At 62.2% G+C, this 20564-nt stretch carries 18 protein-coding genes; 14 read left to right on the top strand and 4 right to left on the bottom strand.

Annotated elements, in window-relative coordinates:
- Positions 1–49: 49 nt before the first annotated feature.
- The 7 genes from M2339_RS09745 to M2339_RS09715 all read left to right on the top strand — a co-directional run bounded on the left by M2339_RS09745 (position 50) and on the right by M2339_RS09715 (position 8521).
- A complete protein-coding gene (locus M2339_RS09745; RefSeq protein ID WP_264586762.1) occupies positions 50–1390 on the top strand; it encodes an MFS transporter in 1341 nt (446 codons plus the stop codon).
- Positions 1387–2145: an HD domain-containing protein gene (locus M2339_RS09740; protein WP_264586763.1), complete on the top strand. Its 759-nt coding sequence runs from the start codon at positions 1387–1389 to the stop codon at positions 2143–2145. The genes M2339_RS09745 and M2339_RS09740 overlap by 4 nt, the downstream gene beginning before the upstream one ends.
- A 108-nt stretch (positions 2146–2253) precedes the next feature.
- The gene (locus M2339_RS09735) at positions 2254–3264 is read left to right on the top strand and encodes a protocatechuate 3,4-dioxygenase (protein ID WP_264586764.1); all 1011 of its coding nucleotides are present in this window, start codon (positions 2254–2256) and stop codon (positions 3262–3264) included.
- Between the two features lie 25 nt (positions 3265–3289).
- Positions 3290–3964: an RraA family protein gene (locus M2339_RS09730; protein ID WP_264606316.1), complete on the top strand. Its 675-nt coding sequence runs from the start codon at positions 3290–3292 to the stop codon at positions 3962–3964.
- A complete protein-coding gene (locus M2339_RS09725) occupies positions 3961–4617 on the top strand; it encodes an RraA family protein (RefSeq protein ID WP_264586766.1) in 657 nt (218 codons plus the stop codon). Before M2339_RS09730 ends, M2339_RS09725 begins: the two co-directional genes overlap by 4 nt.
- A gap of 12 nt (positions 4618–4629) precedes the next feature.
- Positions 4630–5628 carry an amidohydrolase family protein gene (locus tag M2339_RS09720; RefSeq protein ID WP_181558959.1) on the top strand — a complete coding sequence of 333 codons (999 nt, stop codon included), beginning with the start codon at positions 4630–4632 and terminating at the stop codon, positions 5626–5628.
- Between the two features lie 295 nt (positions 5629–5923).
- Positions 5924–8521, top strand: coding sequence for an SIR2 family protein (locus M2339_RS09715; RefSeq protein ID WP_264586767.1), 2598 nt, complete (start codon positions 5924–5926; stop codon positions 8519–8521).
- Positions 8522–8748: 227 nt separating this feature from the next.
- Here the strand turns inward: M2339_RS09715 and M2339_RS09710 are convergent, their stop codons facing one another.
- The 3 genes from M2339_RS09710 to M2339_RS09700 all read right to left on the bottom strand — a co-directional run bounded on the left by M2339_RS09710 (position 8749) and on the right by M2339_RS09700 (position 11767).
- On the bottom strand, positions 8749–8901 hold the full coding sequence (locus M2339_RS09710) for a hypothetical protein (RefSeq protein WP_264606315.1): 153 nt from the start codon (positions 8899–8901) through the stop codon (positions 8749–8751).
- A gap of 53 nt (positions 8902–8954) precedes the next feature.
- Positions 8955–10073, bottom strand: coding sequence for a sensor domain-containing diguanylate cyclase (locus M2339_RS09705; RefSeq protein WP_264586769.1), 1119 nt, complete (start codon positions 10071–10073; stop codon positions 8955–8957).
- A 419-nt stretch (positions 10074–10492) separates the two neighbouring features.
- Complete coding sequence (locus M2339_RS09700) at positions 10493–11767, bottom strand: aromatic ring-hydroxylating dioxygenase subunit alpha (RefSeq protein ID WP_264586770.1); 1275 nt, start codon at positions 11765–11767, stop codon at positions 10493–10495.
- 189 nt (positions 11768–11956) lie between these two features.
- Here M2339_RS09700 and M2339_RS09695 point away from each other — a divergent pair, with 189 nt between their 5' ends.
- The 4 genes from M2339_RS09695 (at position 11957) to M2339_RS09680 (ending at position 16023) form a co-directional block, all read left to right on the top strand.
- Complete coding sequence (locus M2339_RS09695; protein WP_264586771.1) at positions 11957–12577, top strand: MarR family winged helix-turn-helix transcriptional regulator; 621 nt, start codon at positions 11957–11959, stop codon at positions 12575–12577.
- Between the two features lie 83 nt (positions 12578–12660).
- Positions 12661–14151 (top strand): aldehyde dehydrogenase family protein, encoded by a 1491-nt coding sequence (locus M2339_RS09690; protein WP_264586772.1) that lies wholly within the window; start codon positions 12661–12663, stop codon positions 14149–14151.
- 37 nt (positions 14152–14188) lie between these two features.
- Entirely contained in the window at positions 14189–14365 is a 177-nt protein-coding gene (locus M2339_RS09685) for a hypothetical protein (RefSeq protein ID WP_264606314.1), read from the top strand.
- 539 nt (positions 14366–14904) lie between these two features.
- On the top strand, positions 14905–16023 hold the full coding sequence (locus tag M2339_RS09680) for a Fic family protein (protein ID WP_264586773.1): 1119 nt from the start codon (positions 14905–14907) through the stop codon (positions 16021–16023).
- A gap of 13 nt (positions 16024–16036) precedes the next feature.
- Here the strand turns inward: M2339_RS09680 and M2339_RS09675 are convergent, their stop codons facing one another.
- Positions 16037–17716, bottom strand: coding sequence for a thiamine pyrophosphate-requiring protein (locus tag M2339_RS09675; protein WP_264606313.1), 1680 nt, complete (start codon positions 17714–17716; stop codon positions 16037–16039).
- A 212-nt stretch (positions 17717–17928) separates the two neighbouring features.
- On the opposite strand from M2339_RS09675, the gene M2339_RS09670 reads away from it, so the two are divergent.
- From M2339_RS09670 to M2339_RS09660, 3 genes are all read left to right on the top strand, one after another.
- Positions 17929–19038, top strand: a complete 1110-nt coding sequence (locus tag M2339_RS09670) for a 5-methyltetrahydropteroyltriglutamate--homocysteine S-methyltransferase (RefSeq protein WP_264586775.1) — start codon at positions 17929–17931, stop codon at positions 19036–19038.
- A 179-nt stretch (positions 19039–19217) separates the two neighbouring features.
- Positions 19218–19688: a MarR family winged helix-turn-helix transcriptional regulator gene (locus M2339_RS09665; RefSeq protein WP_264569702.1), complete on the top strand. Its 471-nt coding sequence runs from the start codon at positions 19218–19220 to the stop codon at positions 19686–19688.
- A complete protein-coding gene (locus M2339_RS09660) occupies positions 19678–20511 on the top strand; it encodes a p-hydroxycinnamoyl CoA hydratase/lyase (RefSeq protein WP_264586776.1) in 834 nt (277 codons plus the stop codon). The genes M2339_RS09665 and M2339_RS09660 overlap by 11 nt, the downstream gene beginning before the upstream one ends.
- The last annotated feature ends 53 nt before the right edge of the window (positions 20512–20564 follow it).

Raw genomic sequence — 20564 nt, 5'->3', positions numbered from 1 at the left:
CGATAAAAAAAGCATGAATCGGCAAGGCTGGCTACGGAGAGGACAGGCGATGGCCACGACACCCGCGACAGGCAAATACTATCCCGGCTGGTGGGTGGTGGCTGCCGGATTCATCATCTTCTTCTTCTCCTTCGGCGGCCCCACCTACTCCATGTCGCTCCTCTATAATGAGGTGATCGCGGAGTTCGGCTGGACCCGGGCCGAGGCCACCGGCATCTATGCGTGGAAAGGCCTCACCGGCGCGCTGGTCGCCATTCTCGTCATCGGGCCGGCGGTGCAGCGCTTCGGGTTGAAACCGGTCTTCCTCACCGTGCTGATCATCCAGGCGCTGGGCTTCTTCACCTTCCTCAACGTCAGCTCCATCGCTACTTATTTTCTCGCCGGCTTCCTTATCGGCCTCGGTCAGGGCGCCGTGCTGCTCTGCATCAAGCTGATGGTGGCGCGCTGGTTCATGCGCAATGTCGGCTTTGCCGGCGCGCTGGCGCTGGTCGGGTCGAGTGCCGGCGGCGTGGTCTTTCCCATCGTCATTGCCGCGCTCATTCCCGAGATCGGCTGGCGCATGACCTATGCGCTGATCGGCGTGTCGATCCTCGCCGTCTCGGTGCCGCTCGTCCTGTTCGTCAAGCAGAACCCGTCGGAAGAAGATCTGCTGCCGGAAACCGCCAATGCCAAGGGCGTGCTGCCCAGCGCCGAGGTGGCGGCGGCCACGCGCGCGGCGGACATTCCGATGACTTATGCCGAACTGGTGCGCAAGCCGATGTTCTGGGGCATCATGGTCGGCGTGCTGATCATCGCGGGCGTGGATCAGGGCCTGTTCCAGAATATGCAGCTCTATTTCGTGCAGGAAGTCGGCCTGACGCGTGAGACGGCGGCGTGGTTGCTCTCGCTCACCTCGGCCATCGGCCTCGCCTCCAAGTTCATCGCCGGCAAGTTCTTCGATGTCTATTCGGTGAAAGGCATCGCCGCCTGGTATCTGCTCATCGCCGCGATGGTGCTGCTGGCCTTCCAGGTCTCCAGCCTTTCCACCGCGATCATCTTCATCTGCGCGCTCGGTCTGGCCCATGGTGGACTGGTGTGCGAGGGGCCGGTGCTGGCCAAGCATGTCTTCGGCCCGCGCAACATGGACAAGGTTCTGCCCATCGTCACCGGCTGCTTCGCGCTCGGCTCGTCCATCGGCCCGGTGACGCTCGCCTATATTTACGATGTGAACGGCCATTATGTCTGGGGCTTCGCGCTGTTCGCCGCCATGGCGTTCTTCGCGGCGTTCCTGCTCACCTTCGTGAGGCCGCTCTATCGGGACAGGCTGCGGGCGGCGACGCAGACCGGCGTGGGTGAGGGGGCGGGGATGGCAACGCCGTCTGCCACCGCCAAGCCCTCCGCCGCGCTATGAGTGCGCCGGATCTGCACAGCCTCCATGCGTATGCCGATGCGCTGGAGGAGGAGATGAGCGAGGCGCTGGACGCGATCATCATCAAGTCCACGCTCTACCAGTCCGGCGATGTCGATCCGCGCCTGCCGCGCCCGCCCATCGACAATCCGCGCCGGCTCCCGTTCCTGATGGGGCCGGACCCGCGCCTGCCGCCGATGCCGGAGAAGCCGACTTTGGTCGATTTCTTCCGTCATCGCTTCGGTCCGTCCGCCCACGTCCTGCAAAGCGCGAAGCTGGCGCGCGATGCCGGGCATGACGAGAAGATCGTGCTCGCCTGCCTGCTGCATGACATCGCCGTCACCGGCTTCATCCGGGCCGATCATGGCTATTGGGCGGCGCAGTTGATCGAGCCTTATGTCGATCCCGAAGTCAGCTGGGCGGTGCGCGAGCATCAGGTGGTGCGCTTCTACCCCGATGAATCGGTCGGCTATGACTATCCTGAGGCCTATATCCGCTTCTTCGGCGCCGATTACCGGCCCGATCCCCATATCGACCGCGCCTATCAGCGCGCCCGCAACCACAAATGGTATATGAGCGCGCGGCTCGTCACGCTCAATGATTTCTACGCCTTCGACCCCAATGTCGTCGTGGAGATCGAAGAGTTTACGGACATCATCGGCCGCCATTTCCGCCAGCCGGAGGAAGGGCTTGGCTTCGATGACAGCCCCTCCGCGCACATGTGGCGCACCATCATGATGCCGACGCGCTTTCTCTGAACAGCCTTGTCGAAAGCGCCCGCCATCGGTTGCTAACCGCATCGATATTGTTTACTGAGTCTACAATTATATGCCCGAGCGGCAACAATCTGGGAGCGGAGCGGAATCATGGCGGAGATCGTGCTGGGAATGTGGACATCGCACGGGCCGACCCTCTCGACCACGCCCGAGCAATGGACCCTGCGCGTCGCGGCCGATCTCAAGCGCCAGCACCCTTTCCGCGGCGCGGAATATAGCTTCGATGAGCTGGTGAAGCTGCGCAGTCACGAGAAGCTGGGTGAGGCCTGCACGCTGCCGGAGCGCGAGCGCCGCTCGGCCGCCTGCCAGAGCGCGATCACCGACATGGCCGACCGTTTCGCCGCCGCGAAGATCGATGTCGCCGTCATCATGGGCAATGACCAGCGCGAGCTGTTCCTGGAGGATGTGACGCCCGCGATCACCGTCTATCTCGGCGAGACGATCTGGGATCAGCCCGCCACGCCCGAGCAGGCCGCGCGGATGCCGCCGGGCATTCACGAGGCCGAGTGGGGCCATAGCCCGCCCGAGCGCCGGGACTATCCCTGCCAGCCCGAGCTTGGCATGCATGTCTGCAAGTCGCTGGTGCCGAAGGGCTTCGATCTTGCCGTCTCCAAGAAGCTGCCCGAGCCCGCCGGCCATTGGTCGAGCGGCGCGCCGCACTCGCTCGGCTTTATCTATCGCCAGATCATGCGCGACGCGGTCGTGCCCAACCTGCCGATCCTCATCAACACCTTCTTCCCGCCCAACCAGCCCACCGCCCGCCGCTGCTTCGAGCTGGGACGCGAGGTCGGCAAGGCGATCCGCAGCTGGAAGCAGGATCTGCGTGTCGCGGTGTTCGGCTCGGGCGGTATGAGCCACTTCGTCATTGACGAGGATTTCGACCGCATGTTCTTCGAGGCGCTGCGCAATCGCGATGCCGAGACGCTCTGCGCCATCGAGGACAAGCACCTCCAGTCCGGCACCTCCGAGCTCAAGACATGGATCGCCGCCGCCGGCGCGCTGTTCGACACCGATCTGGCCGGCGACGTGGTCGGCTATGAGCCCTGCTACCGCTCGGAGGCCGGCACCGGCACCGCCAATGGCTTCGTCGCCTGGCAATAGCCCACGCGTTTTCAAAGGACGGATGATGACAGCAACAGATCCCCATGTCGCGCGGCTGCGCCAGCTGGATGCCTGCGCGGTGTCGGACACGCTGGACAAGCTGGGCCTGGCCGGCTGCGTGACCGGCTTGCGCTCGGCCTCGCCGGGCCGCCGCATTGCCGGGCGCGTGCACACCGTGAAGCTCAAGGCCGGCAATGCGCCTGCTGACCGCCCGCCGGTGCATCTGGGCGCCGCAGCCATCGACGCCAGCGGCCCGGACGATGTGATCGTTGTCGAGCAGCGCACCGGCATCGATGCCGGCTGCTGGGGCGGCATCCTGTCGCGCGGGGCACAGCACAGGGGCGTCGCCGGGGTGATCTGCGAAGGCCTGGCCCGCGATGTCGATGAAGCCCGCGAGATCGGCTTCCCGGTCTTCTGTCGCGGCTACACCGCCCGCACCGCGCGCAACCGCGTCTATGAGGATGCCACCGATGTGCCCGTCACCGTCGGCGATTTCACCGTCGAGCCCGGTTTCTACGTGATCTGCGATTCCAGCGCCGCCGTGTTCATCGCGCCGGCCGACATCGCCCGCGTGCTCGATGCCGCCGAGGACATCGTCCGCCGCGAGGGCGAGATGACCCGCCGCCTCGCCACCGGCGAGAGCGCCAGCGCCGTGCTCGGCGCGAACTACGAATATATGCTCAAGGGCGACCAACAATGACCGACGACAGCAACGTCACCCGCGCCGCCGCGCTCGACACCGCAACCCTCAGCGACGCGCTCGACCGGCTCGGCATCGTCGGCCAGTGCTACCAGATCGCCGGCCGCGACCCTGATTTCCGCATGGCCGGCCGTGCCTACACCATGCTCTGCGGCCCCGCCTCGACCCCGCCCGGCACCGTCGGCGATTACATCGATGACGTGCCCCCCGGCCATGTCGTCGTCATCGACAATGGCGGCCGCGAGGATGCCACCATCTGGGGCGACATCCTGACCGAGATCGCCCATCGCCGCGGCCTTGCCGGCACCGTCATCGACGGGATCAGCCGCGATGTCTCGCTCTGCCGCGCGCTCGGTTACCCGGTCTTCAGCAAGGGCCACTGGATGCGCACCGGCAAGGACCGGGTGCAGGTGGAAGTCACCAACTGCCCGGTCAACATCGGCGGCGCCCGCGTCGCCCCCGGCGATATCCTGCGCGGCGATCCCGACGGCGTCATCGTCATCCCGCAGGCGCATGAAGAGGCCGTCCTCGCCGCCGCCGAGGAGATCCACGCCGCCGAGGAGAGCATCCGCGCCGCCTGCCGCACCGGCATGCGCCTCGATGAGGCCCGCGCGCAGTTCAAATATCACAGCCTTCAGACACGTCAGAAATAAGGGGATCACCCGATGATCATCGACTGCCATGGTCACGTCAGCGCTCCGGTGGAGCTTTGGGCCTATAAGGCGAGCCTGCTCGCGCATCGCGGCTCGCACGGGCGCGGCAGCGTCAAGGTGACGGACGAGCAGATCATTGCCGCCGCGCACCACAAGGAGACCTGGCCGGACGGGCACATCGAGCTGCTGCACAATCACGGCACGGACATGCAGCTCATCTCGCCGCGCCCGTTCCAGATGATGAACTCGGCCAAGCCCGCGCGCGTCGTCCACTGGTTCTGCGAGGAGGTGAACACCCTCATCCACCGTCAGTGCACGCTCATCCCGGAGATGTTCATCCCGGTCGCCGGCCTGCCGCAGGTGGCGGGCGAGCCCATCGAGAATGTCTTTGCGGAGATGGATCGTTGCGTCGCCATGGGCTTCAAGGGCTTCCTGCTCAACCCGGACCCCTATGAGAATGGCGCCGAGGAAGCCCCGCCGCTGGGCGACCGCTACTGGTATCCGCTCTATGAGAAGCTGTGCGAGCTGGATCTGCCCGCGCACATCCACGCCACCGGCTCCCAGTCCGAGCGCTCGCCTTATTCGCTGCACTTCATCAATGAAGAGACGATCGCCACCTATAACCTGTGCACCTCATCGGTGTTCGATGATTTCCCGCAGCTCAAGGTGGTGGTGAGCCACGGCGGCGGCGCCATCCCCTATCAGCTCGGCCGCTTCGAATCCCAGTCGCGCCGCACCAAGCACCTCTTCTCCGAGCGCATGGCCAAGCTCTATTTCGATACCGTGCTCTACACCGAGGGCGCCCTGCGCCTGCTCATCGAAACCGTCGGCCCCGAGCGCTGCCTGTTCGGCTCCGAATGCCCCGGCGTCGGCTCCACCATCGATCCCGCCACCGGCAAGCAAATGGACCACATCGCCCCCTTCATCCAGAAATTCGACTTCCTGAGCGACGCCGACAAGAAACTGATTTTCGAGGATAATGCGCGGAAGGTGTTTAATTTGGAGGTTTGAGGGGGAGGCAGATGTCATCAATAGCCATATTTGCCTTTGCGCGCCGTTTGGACCTTTCCGAAAATCAGTCATGGAAGGGAACGGCATAGAGCCGCCATGTCATGTGCCAGCCAGAAAGTAGCTTCTGGCTTCCGTGCTGAGCCCTGTTTTGATACACAGCGTACTCGAGAGGCGCTGAGCGCCCTCCGCGATACCGTGACAAAGCTGGGTATGCTCTCACAACCAGCTCTACGCCATTCTGCTGGCTTGATTTCACCACTTCAGAGCTTAAGATTTCTGAAGGTTAGGGGGGTACATGGCGTTTAAAGATTTGGAAGGCACGGACCTCGGCTATTTAAGCAAGTCGATCGAAGACGGCAGGGCGATCATCGTGCTTGGCGCTGGGGCGTCCGCGAGCAGTAGTAACAGAGTTGGTCCTGTTCCCGCTGGATCAGCCCTTTCAAAACTGTTGGCTGATCGAGCAGGCTTGCCATATGACGGAGAGGTTCTTGCAGACGTACTAAGTGCAGTAACACCCATTTTAGGTGATGCAGGCTGCTTAGCGTTATACAAAGAACGCTACCTCGGCGTTAATCCCGCGCAAGATTTGCAGGACCTGTTTTCTTTTACTTGGAAAAGATTATATACTTGGAACATCGATGATAGCATAGATAATATTTCTAATTTTAAAGCCCAGTCTCATTCAATATTCAATGGAATAGAAGATAAAATAGCCGAACCAATTGGTCCTCATCAGCTCCAAGTTATTTATCTTCACGGTCAGATCGTAAAGGCTGAAAAAGGTCTGATAATGACCGATGTTGATTATGCTAGGTACATTAAAAGTGATAGGCATTTTTGGTATCAGGAAGCGGCTAGAGACTATTTAAAATATTGTCCAATATTTATCGGGTCAGCACTTAACGAGCCAATATTCAAGGCTGAATTAGAGCGCGCAAAGCGGCACGGAATATCGAACCCGGGAAAATGCTTTGCTATTACGCCCGATAAGCTATCCCCCATGATAAAGGCGGCACTAAATGCGCGGGGAATTGTGCACATCGAGGGTACTTTGCTCGATTTTGTTAACTGGCTAAAAGGCCAGTATCCCATCGGACTGACTCCTAAAAAAATAGTGGCCAATACCAACAGCTTTGATGCGAGTGCCCTACAGCTTTTAAAGCCGGCTGATTTGGAGGCGGCTCAGGCTTTACGTCCAATTTCTCTCTCGAATCTCTCGGTAGCTGTACGGGACCTTCCTTTCGGGGCTAAATCGAACCTTGCTAGGCAGTTCCTGCAGGGTTTTCCACCGAGTTGGCTAATTGCAGCATCTGATATTCCAGTCCACCTTGAAGCACTTACCTCTCTGAAAGACTCAATAAGGACAGCCATGGGGAACGGTGCGGAACTGTTCGTAACACTAGGGCAATCTGGAAGCGGAAAATCGACAGCAACAATGATGGCCCTCCTGGAAATAGCGTCGAAGGATAAAGACCTCGCGCTGTATGACGTTGCGCCGGATACAAAATCACTCAAAAAGGCCTTGGCGGTTTTATGTAGAGTGGAAACTAAGAAGGCGATTGTGCATATCGGAGAGCTTTTTCTTTACGGCGGATCAATCAGGGAAGACTTGGAGGCGCTGCAAGGCAAGGATGTACTTCTGGTAGGAACTGCGCGTTCAAGTGAATGGTCTGAACATTTGTCGAGATATTTAGATGATGTTTCTTCAACGATGGATTTTCAACGTTTTACTCGGGAGGATTATACTCCACTCATTAATAGATTGATCGAATATGTTCCGGCGCCAAACTTTAAAAGAATGTCAGATGCACAACGTCGAAGAAAGCTATCAAGCTCAAAAAGCCAATTGCTTATAGCTCTTCAGGAAGCAACGGAGTCTTCCAACTTTTCCGACATTATCTCGAGTGAGTTTATAAACCTACCCGATGACGATACAAAAAAATTATTAGTCCTTGTTAGCATTGCTACGATTGCGCGGGTGGGCATATCTGAGGCTATGGCAAGACAGGCGTTCGAACAATTTGCGGAACAGCGTTCATTCGAAAATGCGATGTCCGCGCTTTCCGGTATCGTGGCAGACACCGGCGGAGGAAGGTTGCTGGCTCGTCACGAACTGTACGCCCACCACGTTCTAGACACCCTTACGTCTCCACAAGAGTTTTTAGGTGTTGCGAGCCGCGTGCTTCATATATTCGGTAACTACGAGACCCCGGTGATAAAATATTCCAGTCGACAAGATGGCATATTGTTTAAGTTTCTTTTAAATCATGATTTTATTTTCAGTAGGGTCAAGCGATTTAAAGATAGACAATTTGGTGCCTCTTATTATCAAAATCATGAGGTGGACTTTCAGCTAGATGGACATTTTTGGCTTCAATACGGACTATTTATGGGTCGCATTGGGCGTGATGCCGAAGCGGCGGAAATTTTAACGCAGTCCATTCGCGCGTATCCGGATAATCCTTTCGCTGCCCACGCGCTAGCCGACCTTCAACTTAAGTTGGTCAGAAATGCAGTCCAGTTTGACAAGAAGATCAGCTCCTTACTTGAAGAAGCTGTGGCCTCCTTGAATTTAATGGACAAACGACAAGAAAGCCGGACGGACCATTATCCCTTGGTTACGTTGGCCAATGGTCATATCGGCTGTCTCATCGCTCATGGATTTGCCGATGAGGCACTTGCACTCTCTCAAGAATATTACGAGCGCCTAACAATATTAGAGAAAATGCAACAAAATCAGGCCGTTAAAGCAGCAAGAAAAAGACAACTCGTATTTGCGACGACGCGTGAGTGGGATTTACCTCTGAAATCTAGATTACCGCAGCATAAGGGAAATAATTCGCCAACCTTTAAAAATCGAGGGTCCGTGGGAAAAATGAGTGGAAAGCGCTAGAGACGATTTGTCTCGAACTCTATCATCATTTCGTGTTGGTTTATCGTTCCCGTTGTCCTAGCGATTGACCTCGACTGTGGTCTCCGGCTTTGGTCGAAGGGCAGCTGCTTCAGCAAACTATAGTATCGCGCGCCGTTGGGAGGGCGATCAGCTGTCGCCTTCTGTCCACCGGCGGACGAAGGCAGGCTTAAGAGGTCGGCTGATCGCGCGCGCGTCGTCTCCCGCCCTCAGGCGTCGACATAGCCCTTATTGTCCTGGCTGATGCGCATCGCCTCCTGCTGCAGTTTCAGCACATGCGCGGGCTGGCCATATTGGAAGATGAAGCGCTTGAGGTGCAGCGCGCCGCCGGCTTCGATTTCCTCGGCGGTCATGCCTTCCATCACGGCGTCGCGGTGGGGTCAGCCGTGCCGTGCTATCAGTCACCCGCTGGCTATCACGCCGCCAATCCTGCAACGCGATCCCGCCCCTCCGCCTTGGCGTGATACAGCGCCTTGTCGGCCCGGACGACGGCAGGCTCGAAGCCTGTTTCCGCCGCCGTCACCTGCGAGAAGCCGATGCTGACACTCCATGATCCCGGTGCGGCGCCAGCGGCGCGGCATCGGTTCATCAGCGCCTCGACGATCAGGCGTTGCCCTTCGCAACTCGCCGGCAGCAGCAGGATGAATTCGTCGCCACCAATGCGTGCGAGAGCGCCGTCTTGTGCCTGTGCGATCCGGCCAGCCTCCTGAGCGATACCGCGCAAGACGGCGTCGCCTGCCTCATGCCCGTGCAGATCGTTGACGGCCTTGAAATGATCGACATCGATCGCGACGACGGCCGCGCCAGGCGCGAGCAGGCGTCGCTTCTGCACCTCCAGGCCCGCCCTGTTCCACACGCCGGTCAGCGGATCGCGAAGCGCTGCGGCGCGCAGCGCGTCCTGCGCCTGATCGATTGGCAGCACCAGCAAACCAAGATTGATGATGCCGAGCAACGCCTGATCTGCGAGCAGCGGCAGGCTGCCCAGCGAGTGGTCGCCCGAGAGCACGCCCAGATCGTCCACCAGCGAAATCAGGAATATGGGGATGTAGGCGAGCAGGCCTGCGCCTGCGATCCGCTGCCCGCGCAATGGCCCCGAGATCATGGCTGTCCCATTGATGGCCATGGCTGCGGTCAGGCCAAGGACATCGGCGATCCGTGGGATTTGGGACTCTGCCGGGAGCCAGCCTTGGGCCATCAGCAACAGCGGCCCAAGATGGGCAACGCCGATGACCAGCGCCGGCAGCGCCATCCACGGCGCGAGCACGGGCTGGCCCCCGAACCGGCGAACACCCATGACGGAGACCGTATTGCTGAACGCGAGCATCATCAACAGCACCGTCGCAGCGCCCATGCCGTGCTCACCCCACAGGGCGAAGCCGATCATCACACCGCCGTAGAGGAGCGCGCTTGCCGACCAGAACAGCAGATAATCATCCGCTTTTCGACCACGCCAAAGCAGCAGAAATACGATGCCGAAGGCGCTCGTATTCACGAGGCTGCAGAGCTGCAGCGTGTCGATGTCCAGCAAATTCATGATTCATCCGATCTTAAAGCTCTCCTGTCCGAGATCGGGTTAACAATGCGTGATGCCTGCGCATTTCATCGCAGCGGACCACCGCGTTTTGAGATCAGCCGTTCAACGAGCGCCAGGGGCGCGGACGTGGCCGGACGGGGAGGGCGCGGTTCGGAGATCGCGCGGACGGAGCGCTCCGCTTGCTCCGCTTATCGCCGCCCTGGGCTCCTGCCTGCGCAGGAGCACGGAGGATGAGAGCCAAGCTTCACGCTCGCCAAATCTCTCTCTGTGTTCCTGCGCAGGCAGGAGCCCAGGGCGCAGCGGGCGGACCTCGCAGCCATGCGGCATCCCCCAAACAAAAAGCCCGGCCAGATCACGCCAGCCGGGCCAGTCTGTTGCCGAGAGAGGTCGGCTGATCGCGCGCGCGTCGTCCGCCGCCCTCAGGCGTCGACATAGCCCTTATTGTCCTGGCTGATGCGCATCGCCTCCTGCTGCAGCTTCAGCACATGCGCGGGCTGGCCATATTGGAAGATGAAGCGCTTGAGGTGCAGCGCGCCGCCGGCTTCGATTTCCTCGGCGGTCATGCCTTCCATCACGGCGTCGCGGTGGATGGTCGGCAGGGGGATCGCCTTGTTGATCGCGGGGTCGCGGATGATCGCCTTGGGGTCTTCGCCGCGGCCGATCTTCTCCATATCGCGCAGGAACTGGCGGCGCATCATGCCGATGCCCTTGTCGCTGAGGCCGAGATTTTCCTGCGTCCGGTCCGAGATGGTGCCCTGGCCGATCCAGGCGACGAAATCCTGGTTCATCACATGGCTGGTGATCCACTCGCCGCGCTCGTCCTTGATCGGGCCAAACCAGACCGGGATGGATTGCTGCACATAGGGCTCGGCATCGCGCGGCACGCGGGTGAAGAACCAGCCGACGCTCATCATCGTCTCATCGTCGATGGGCACGCGATATTCGAAATGGTCGCCGGTGAACATCGCATTGGGCCACAGGCACGCGCGGCCGATGGTCCACAGCGGGTTGGTCTCGTCCGTATCCTCGCGGATGCGATTATAGGTGTAGCCATAATCATATTCGCGGAAATCGATCTTGAGGTGCTTGGGGCCATAAGGACCGGTTTCGCCGCGCAGGCGCTTGCTCCAATTGGCGTGCATCCACTCGAAGTGGATCGGGTCCATCGAGTTTTCCTGCCCCTGCAGCCAGTTGCACGGCAGCTCGGAGATGACGATCTGGCGGAAGCCGTTCTTCCACGAGAAGGGCTCCCAGTCCGGCAGCTCGGGCGCGGGGAGGGGGCCCATATAGGCCCACAGCAGCCCGGCATGGGCGCGGACCGGATAGGCCTTGATCCGCACCTTGTCCTTGTAGCGCCCCTGCGGATTGGCGGTATCCTCGAAGGGCTGCTCGGTGCAGGCGCCCTGCGCGTCGAACATCCAGCCATGATAGCTGCAGCGCAGCCCGTCGGGCTCGACCATGCCGCAGGCCATGTCGGCGCGGCGGTGGGGGCAGTGGCGGTCCATCAGGCCGAACTGGCCGGAGAGGTCCTTGTAGAGCACCAGATTCTCGCCCATGATCCGCACCGGCTTGGTGGCGCGCGTCTCGAACTCGCTTTCGCCGGCGATGGGGTGCCAGTAGCGGCGCAGCAGTTCGCCCATCGGCGTGCCGGGGCCGACGCGGGCCAGCTTTTCATTCTGTTCTGCAGACAGCATGGCGCATCCCTCCTTGGTCATCTGCCGGGAATCCGTGGGCGCACCCGCGGACTCATGTCGTCTTTGCCAAATCGTTGTCATAGACAACAAAGTGCGTCAAGCCCGTGTTTGCCGCACGGGCCTTTTTGTTGTGCGCGGGCGGCGGCATCCCTTATACCGGTCCGTTCGAAACCAAGGGGGACCTGTTCTGTGGCCAGAAAGAAGGCCGGCGCATCGGTGGATCAGCCGAGCTTCCGCAACCTGATGACCTTCCGCCTCCACATGGTGGCGCGCTTTTCCGAGGGGATTTCCGAGGAATATTATCGCCGGCACCTGGGGCTCTCGCTGCCGGAATGCCGGGTGATCGGCATCACGGCGAGCTACGGGTCGGTCTCGTTCAAGCAGGTCGCGGCGGATGCGCATCTGGAGAAGAGCTATGCCAGCCGCGTCGTCTCCTCGCTGGTCGAGCGCGGCATCATCGAGAAGCAGGCCAATCCGTCGGACAGCCGCTCGGTGCTGCTCCAGCTCACCGATCATGGCAAGACCGTGCACGAGCAGACCTATGCCCTCGCGCTGCGCCTCAACGAGGTGCTGCAGATGCCCTTCACCCGCAAGCAAAGCGATGATTTTCTGGCGTTTCTCGGCCAGCTGGATCAGCAGCTCAAGCGCGTGAGCGGGGTGGTGGAGGATGTCGATGCGCTGGGCAAGGTGCCCCGCATCGAGAGCGCCCCCGCGCCGGAGACCCGCAGCGATGGCGCCATGATGCTGGACCGCGCCTTCGCCCAGAAGCTGCACGACATGCTGGGGCGCTACCTCGCCGAAAATCCCTGAGCGTTTCGCGCGGCACGATTTCGGGGTTGTAGATTCAAACAACAATATCCATGCTCCTGCGCAAACGAGTCAGGAGATGATGGATGGGCGAGGGAACGGTGCTGGAGCGGCCGGCGAGCGTAGAGGGCGCGGATGCGCACCTCATCGGCGGCAAGCTCGTGCAGGGCGCTTTCGAGGACGGGGGGCGCAGCTTCGCGGTGATCGATCCCGCCACCGGCCGCCCCTTCGCGCTCTGCCCGGAGGCCTCGCAGGCCGATCTCGATGCCGCCGTCGCCGCCGCCCGCGCCGCCTTCCCGGCCTGGGCCGCGCGCACGCCGGAGGATCGCCGCGCGCGCATCCACACCCTGGCCGACAGCATCGCCGCCGCCGCCGATCGCCTCGCCCCCTTGCTCACCCGCGAGCATGGCAAGCCCATCGAGCAGGCGCGCATGGAGCTGACCGTCGCCGCGCATCATATGAAGCAGCTCGCCGCGCTGGAGATCGGCGATGAGGTGCTGCGCGATGATGCGCGCGGCAAGGTGGAGCTGCGCTACCATCCGCTCGGCGTCGTCGGCGCCATCGCGCCGTGGAACTTCCCCATCGCGCTCGCCATGCACAAGGTCGCGCAGGCGCTCTACACCGGCAACACGCTGATCCTGAAGCCCTCGCCCTACACGCCGCTCACCACGCTGGCGGTGGGCGCGCTCGCGGCCGATGTGCTGCCCGCCGGCGTGATGAACGTCCTCGCCGGCGGCAATGATCTGGGCGCCTGGATGACCGCGCATGAGGGGATCGACAAGATCAGCTTCACCGGCTCAGTCGCCACCGGCAAGAAGGTGATGGCCAGCGCCGCCGCCACGCTCAAGCGAATCACGCTGGAGCTGGGCGGCAATGATGCGACGCTGGTGCTGGCCGATGCGGATCTGGACAAGGCCGCCGCCGGCATCGCGCGCAGCGGCTTCTACAATTGCGGGCAGATCTGCATGGCGATCAAGCGCGTCTATGTGGCCGAGCCCGTGCGCGATGCCTTTCTGGAAAAGCTGGTCGAGAAGGTCCGCGCGCTCAAGGTCGGCCCCGGCAGCGAGCCCGGCATGGACATGGGGCCCATCCAGAACCTGCCGCAATATGAGAAGGTGAAGGCCTATCTGGAAGACGCCGTCGCCCGCCCCGGCGCGCAGCTGTTGACGGGCGGGAGCGCGAGCAGAGGGGCGCGGGGCGGCGCGCACGGCGAGGGGGGCTATTTCATCGAGCCGACCATCATCGCCGGGCTGGATGAGAGCGTGCCCCTGGTCTGCGAGGAGCAGTTCGGCCCGGTCATGCCTGTCCTCACCTTTGCCAGCGAAGATGAAGCCGTGCAGCGCGCCAACGCCACCCGCTTCGGCCTCGGCGCCTCCGTCTGGAGCACGGACGAAACCCGCGCCCGCGCCGTCGCCGGGCAGCTGATGGCCGGCACCGTCTGGATCAACCGCCACGGCCTCAACGAGTCAGACGTGCCCTTCGGCGGCATGAAGGACTCCGGCTACGGCCGCGAGCATGGCGTGCTGGGGATACGGGCCTATCAGGAACTGCAGGTGGTGAGCCGGCCGGTGGGGTGAGGGGGCTAAAGCCCCCACGCCTGAACCGCCCCCGTTCGTGTCGAGCGAAGTCGAGACACCTCCGTCAAAGCGCCCGGCGATCATTCTGAATGTAGTAGCAATTGATCTGCTGAAGGCATTGGCTGGCGTCACTGAATTTTCCGCTCAAATAACGGAAATTATGGACTTTTTAGCCAAAAAAATGTATAAGAGGAGCCATCAGGAAATGATCTAGGAGCCCCCCATGAAGTATAAGATGACCGGCGAGATCGCAAAACGCACTCGCCACCCTAAAGCAAAAATCGCGTCTCGCGATTTTTCAGTTCGTTTGCGCCGTTCGGAGACCCTTGCCGGCTTGGCGCTGCTTCCACAATCGGAGAGATCGGCCTGCGCCAAGCCGGCAAGGGTCTCCGAAGACTACGTCGCTCCACTCCGATTATAAAAAGCTGTAGAAATTCGTCTAGCATCGCGCGACATTTTGTTCTCTTTTTGAGTCAGAGCGACTAATGCCTGTCGCTTTTCATTCGGAAGACACCGCACGGCCTCTTAGCGAGTTCGATAGATGCTCGGGCAGTGCCGCGCGCGCCTTTTCAACCGCCTGAGCTTGCGCAATCTTGCAGCAGTCGGAGGTTTCAAAGCGGAGCCTAGCTTTTCCCATTTGATGATCGTCCACTAGCATCAAACAAGTTTGTTGTTGGCAAAACCCGCTTTTGCGATCATCAAATCCGCTTGAGGTGATTTGGCGATCATCAAATCAAGGCTGAGGCCGTACCCGTGGCAGTCCATTACCATCAGGGCAGTTTTCCCCCGCACGATCTGGACCTTGGCCGGCTGTTGCCGCTGGTCGGTCCGGCCAATGCCGCCATTGCCCGCTATGAGGGTGTTCTGGCGGGCGTGCCCAATCCCAATGTCCTGCTCTCGCCACTCACAGCACGGGAAGCCGTCCTGTCCAGCAAGATCGAGGGCACGCAGGTCACGCTGGGAGAGGTGCTGGAGTTTGAGGCGCGCGGTGATCTGCTCGATGAAAGCACGCCGAAGAAGGCCGATGCGCGGGAGGTTCTGAACTATCGCGCAGCACTGAACGAAGCCACTCGGCAGATGACCGAGGGCCTCCCCTTGTCTCAGCGCCTGATCCGCGCCACGCATCAGGTGCTCATGGACGGCGTCCGTGGGCGCAGCAAAGACCCTGGCGAATATCGACGCATTCCAAACTGGATCGGCCCGGACGGATGCACGATCGATCAGGCGCGCTTCGTCCCGCCCGGTGCGGATCATATTGCGGCGGCCATGACGGCGTGGGAAGCGTTCATCCATGCCGATGCGCCGGATCGCCTCGTGCAACTGGCCATCGTCCATGCCGAGTTTGAGTCCATCCATCCCTTTCTGGATGGCAATGGCAGGCTCGGTCGGCTGATCATCCCGCTGTTTCTCTATGCGCATGGATTGCTTTCGCGCCCGAATTTCTACCTCTCCGAATATTTGGAGACGCGCCGGGACGAATATTATGATCGCCTTCTGGCCGTCTCACGCGATGGCGACTGGACCGGGTGGATTGCGTTCTTTCTGCAAGGCATCATTGCGCAGGCGGAAGTGAATACGCGCAAGGCGCAGGAAATCCTGACGCTTCATCAGCAGAAGCGCGACTGGGTGGTCGAGATCACTCATTCGCAATATGCCGTGCGGGCGCTCGACTGGATATTCCAGCGGCCAATCTTCAAGACGACGGACTTCATCGCGTCTTCCCAAATTCCCGGCCCCACCGCCCGCACGATCATCCGCGCCTTGCGGGATCATGGCATGCTGCGGGAGCTGGTCCCGGCCTCCGGCCGCGCCCCGGCAGTGTTCCTGTTTCATGAACTGCTCAATATCGCGGAAGGGCGCGACGCCTTCTAAGAGGGAACTGCCCTCAGTGCCTCGCCACCTTCACCTCCACCAACACCTGCCGCTTCTCCTCCCGGATCACCCGCGCCGCCTCGCGCAGCGTGTCGGCCAGCGCGGCCGGGTCGGCCACGCGCGCGGTCCAGGCGCGTGAGGCCTGCGCGATCTTGCAGAAGTCGGGTAGCGGCTCGAGCGATGTGATCGGCATCACATTGGCGCGCGCCGCGTGGCCCTTGGGGTAGATGCCCAGGGTCGATCCGCGCACCGCGCCCCAGATGCCGTTATTATAGACGATGGTGAGCAGCGGCAGGCCGTGCGCCTCGGCGATCTGGTGGCAGGCGACCGGATTGGCGAACATGTAGCTGCCATCGCCCACCGTCGCGACGACGAGCCGGTCGCGGTCCGCCAGCTGCACGCCCAGCGCGGCGGGGAGCCCCCAGCCGAGCCCGCCGGAAATCGGGTTCTGGAAGAACTGGTCGCCGCGCAGGCCAGTCACGAATTCCGGCTTGGCGCCCAGCTCGCTCACGATGCAGCCCTCCGCGCCGATCAGTTCCACGATGGCGCGGGTGACGAAGGCGGCGGACATGGGCGGCCCGGCGCGCACCGCGCTGTCCAGCTGCGCGCGCCGCGCGGCGTGGCGCTCGGCCAGCCGGGCGAAGCGGGCGGATCGGTCGCGCGCCGGGGTCCGCGCGCGCATCGCCTCGTCCAGCGCGGCGATGATGTGGGCGGATTCGCCGGTCAGCGCCAGATCGGTGGCGAAGCCGCGCAGGGGCACTTCCAGTTGGTGCGGATCGGCCCCGGCCTGGATCACCGTCGCCTGCTCGGCAAAGCCGTGGCGGTGCGGCAGCCAGGGCACAATGGCATCGAGCACCAGCACCACGTCCGCCGCCGCCAGGTCCTCGCCGGGGTCGAACCCGCCATGCATGGGCGAGGCGCCGTCGATGGAGAGCTGCGAGGGCCAGAACTCGACCACGGGGATCGCGTGGCGCTCCGCAAAGGCGGTGAGCGCTTCGAACCCGCCACCCCGCGCGCCCGTCCGGAAGGCGACGATCAGCGGGCGCTCCGCGGCATCGAGCAGCCGCGCGGCCTCGGCCAGATCCTCGGGATGCGGCGCGGCGCGGGCGGCGGCATTGCGCGGCTTGCTGTCGCGATAGGTCGTCACTTCGCACAGCGCCTCGCGCGGCAGGCCGAGATACACCGGGCCGCGCGGGCTGGAGGTGGCGATGGCCACCGCGCGGTCGACCAGCGGGGCGATCTGCTCGGGGCGGGAGAGGGTGGCGTCCCACTTCACCGGCTCGCGCACCATCGCGGTCTGGTCGCGCATGTTCTGGCCCCAGTTGATCGGCGAGTTGCGGTGGCCGAGCGGCCCGTGCTCCGTATGCGGGGTGATGCCGCTGGCGAGGATCATCGGCACCTGGTCGGAGGCCGCGTTGAGCACGCCCATCACGCAATTGGCCAGGCCCACATTGGTGTGGACCATCACCGCCTGCGGCCGTCCGGTCGCCAGATAATAGCCATGCGCCATGCCGAGCGCGGCGGTCTCGTGCGGGATGAGGATGGGCGTGGGCACCTTGAAGTCCGCCACCTGCGCATGGGCAAAGCCCTCGATCACCGGCGCAAAGTCCGTGCCGCCATTGGCGAACAGATATTCGATGCCGTTGGCCGCCAGCCGCCGCAGGAAGATCTCGCCCGCCGAAGCCTCGATCATGGGGGCGTCGATATCCGCCGTCTCCGCAGGGGCAGAAACATGTTGCGCCGGACTGACCATGAAATCTCCTATCTGTGGCAGCTTATTTTGTTGTCATTGATAACGAAAAGTGTGGCTACTGCAAGGAATCGTGCTATTGGCGAGGGGCAGGGATTGTCTCAAATGAAGATCATCAAAACCGCATTCTGTTGTTGCCCAAAGGAGAGTTTTGCATGAAGCCAGCGCCGTTCCGAGCCGACCATGTGGGCAGCCTCATCCGCCCGGACTATCTCATCGAAGCCCGGAACAAGAAGGCCGCCGGCGAGCTCAGTGCGGAGGAGCTGCTGACCATCCAGCAGGACGCCATCCGCGAGGTCGTGGCGCTGCAGGAAGGCGTCGGCCTCAAGTCGATCACCGACGGCGAGTATAATCGCGGCAGCTGGCACACCGATTTCCTCCTGCGCTTCGCCAATGTCGAACCCTGGCAGTCCAGCCACCGCACCACCTTCCGCAACGAGCAGGGCACGGTCGAGAGCAAGCCGCATACGGTGCGCATCACCGGCAAGCTCAGCCGCCCCAAGCCGATCTTCGTCGAGGACTTCAAGTTCCTCAAGACGGTGACGAAGGAAACGCCCAAGATCACCATTCCCTCGCCCTCGATCATGCACTTCCGCGGCGGGCGCGATGCGATCGATGCTGAGGCTTATCCCACGATGGAGGAGTTCTACGCGGACCTCGCGGCGGTCTACGCCGAGGAGATCGGCGACCTGATCGAGGCGGGCTGCCGCTATCTGCAGATCGACGAGACCAACTTCGCCTATCTCTGCGATCCCACCCTGCGCGCGCAGGTGCCGACCAGCATCGGCGAAGATCCGGACGAGCTGCCGCACGTCTACGCCAAGCTCATCAACGCCGCGATCGCCGCCAAGCCCGATGACATGGCGGTCTGCATGCACGTCTGCCGGGGCAACTTCGCCGGCCGCTGGGTCGCCGAGGGGGGCTATGATCCGGTTGCCGAAGTCATGTTTAACGAGATGAACATCGACGGCTATTTCCTGGAATATGATTCCGACCGCGCCGGCGGCTTCGAGCCGTTGCGCTTCCTGCCCAAGGGCAAGACCGTGGTGCTCGGCCTCGTCACCACCAAGCGCGGCACCATGGAGAGCCCCGACGAGCTCAAGCGGCGGATCGAGGATGCGGCGAAATATGCCGATATCAGTCAGCTCGCGCTGTCCCCGCAATGCGGCTTCTCAAGCGGCATCGGCGGCAACATGATGGACATCGAGCACGAGAAGGCCAAGCTGGAGCTGGTCGTGCGCGTAGCCGAAGACGTCTGGGGCTGACGCCTCCCCGCGCAGTACAAGATGGGATTTCTGAAGGGCGGCATCGGCAGGTGTCGCCCTTTCGCATGCGGTGCGGAGAAGGCGAAGCCGGTTGACAGTCAGCGGGATAATTATCAAGAAGCTTTATATAAAGTAGATTGTCAATTTGTGCGGCCGGAAGTCGGCGGGAGAGGGGGAGCATGAGCGCGCAGTCGCGATCCGATGAAGGAAGGCCGCGGCGGCTGCTCTATCTGCTCAAGCGCGGCTACACCGCCGGCAAACTGGAGCTGGACGAGGTAGTGCGCGCGCACGGGCTGACGACCAGCGATTTCACGATCCTCTCTTTCCTCAAACGCCTCGCCCCCTGTTCCGCGGCGGAGCTGGCGCGGGTGCAGCGGGTCACGCCGCAGGCCGCCACCCAGCAACTCGCCCAATTGCGCGAGAAGAACCTCATCACCAGCGAGACCAGCGAACTCAATCGCCGGATCTCGCTCATCAGCCTGACACCCGAGGGACAGGCGCGGTTCGAAGCCGTCAACGCCGATGCGCGGCGGCTGGAAGAGCAACTCACGGCCGGGCTGGCGGAGCAAGAGCGCAAGACATTGCTCGATCTGCTCACCCGCCTGGTCGTGTCCATGGAAGCGAAAGGACAATCCATCGATGACAAGTGAAAACACCTATGAGGCCGTGAAGGTCACGCTGGATGACGGCATCGCATGGGTGTCCCTCAACCGCCCGGCCAAGCGCAATGCGATGAATCCCACGATCAATCGTGAGATGTGGCAGGTGCTCGATGAGTTGGAGGTGCGCGACGATGTCGGCGTCGTCGTGCTGACCGGCGAGGGGGAGGCCTTCTCGGCCGGCATGGACCTCAAGGAATATTTCCGGGAGACCGAGGGCGAATCCGCCATTGTGCAGGCGCGCTTCCGCCGCGCCGCGACGGATTGGATGTGGCGGCGCCTGACGCACTATCCCAAGGCCACCATTGCGATGGTCAACGGCTGGTGCTTCGGCGGGGCATTCACGCCGCTGGTCGCCTGCGATCTGGCGATTGCCGCCGATGAAGCGACCTTCGGCCTGTCCGAGATCAACTGGGGGATCATTCCGGCCGGTAACGTCACGCGGGCGGTGGCGCAGGTGATGAACCATCGCGACAGCCTTTATTATATCATGACCGGCGATCCGTTCGACGGGCGCAAGGCGGCGGAGATGGGGCTGGTCAACCGCTCGGTGCCGCTGACCGATCTACGGGCGGAGACCGAGGCGTTGGCGCGCAAGCTACTCTCCAAAAACCCGACCATTCTGCGTCACGCCAAGTCCGCGTTCAAATATGTCGAGCGGCTGGATTGGGACACGTCCGAGGCGATGCTCGGCGCGATGGCGGCGACGGCGGCGGGCCAGGATACCGAGCGCGGGCGCCGCAAGGGGATGACGCAGTTTCTGGACGAAAAGTCCTTCAAGCCCGGCTTGGGCGGGTATCGCCGCGAGGACTGATCGCTCCTCGCGTTCAAGCGCCGAACCTCACCTGCTCCGCGTCCCCGCCTTGG

The organism is Sphingobium sp. B2D3C (assembly GCF_025961835.1).
GTDB lineage: Bacteria > Pseudomonadota > Alphaproteobacteria > Sphingomonadales > Sphingomonadaceae > Sphingobium.
Note: the sequence above shows the minus strand (reverse complement) of the source record. Positions and strands in the feature narration are given on the sequence as shown.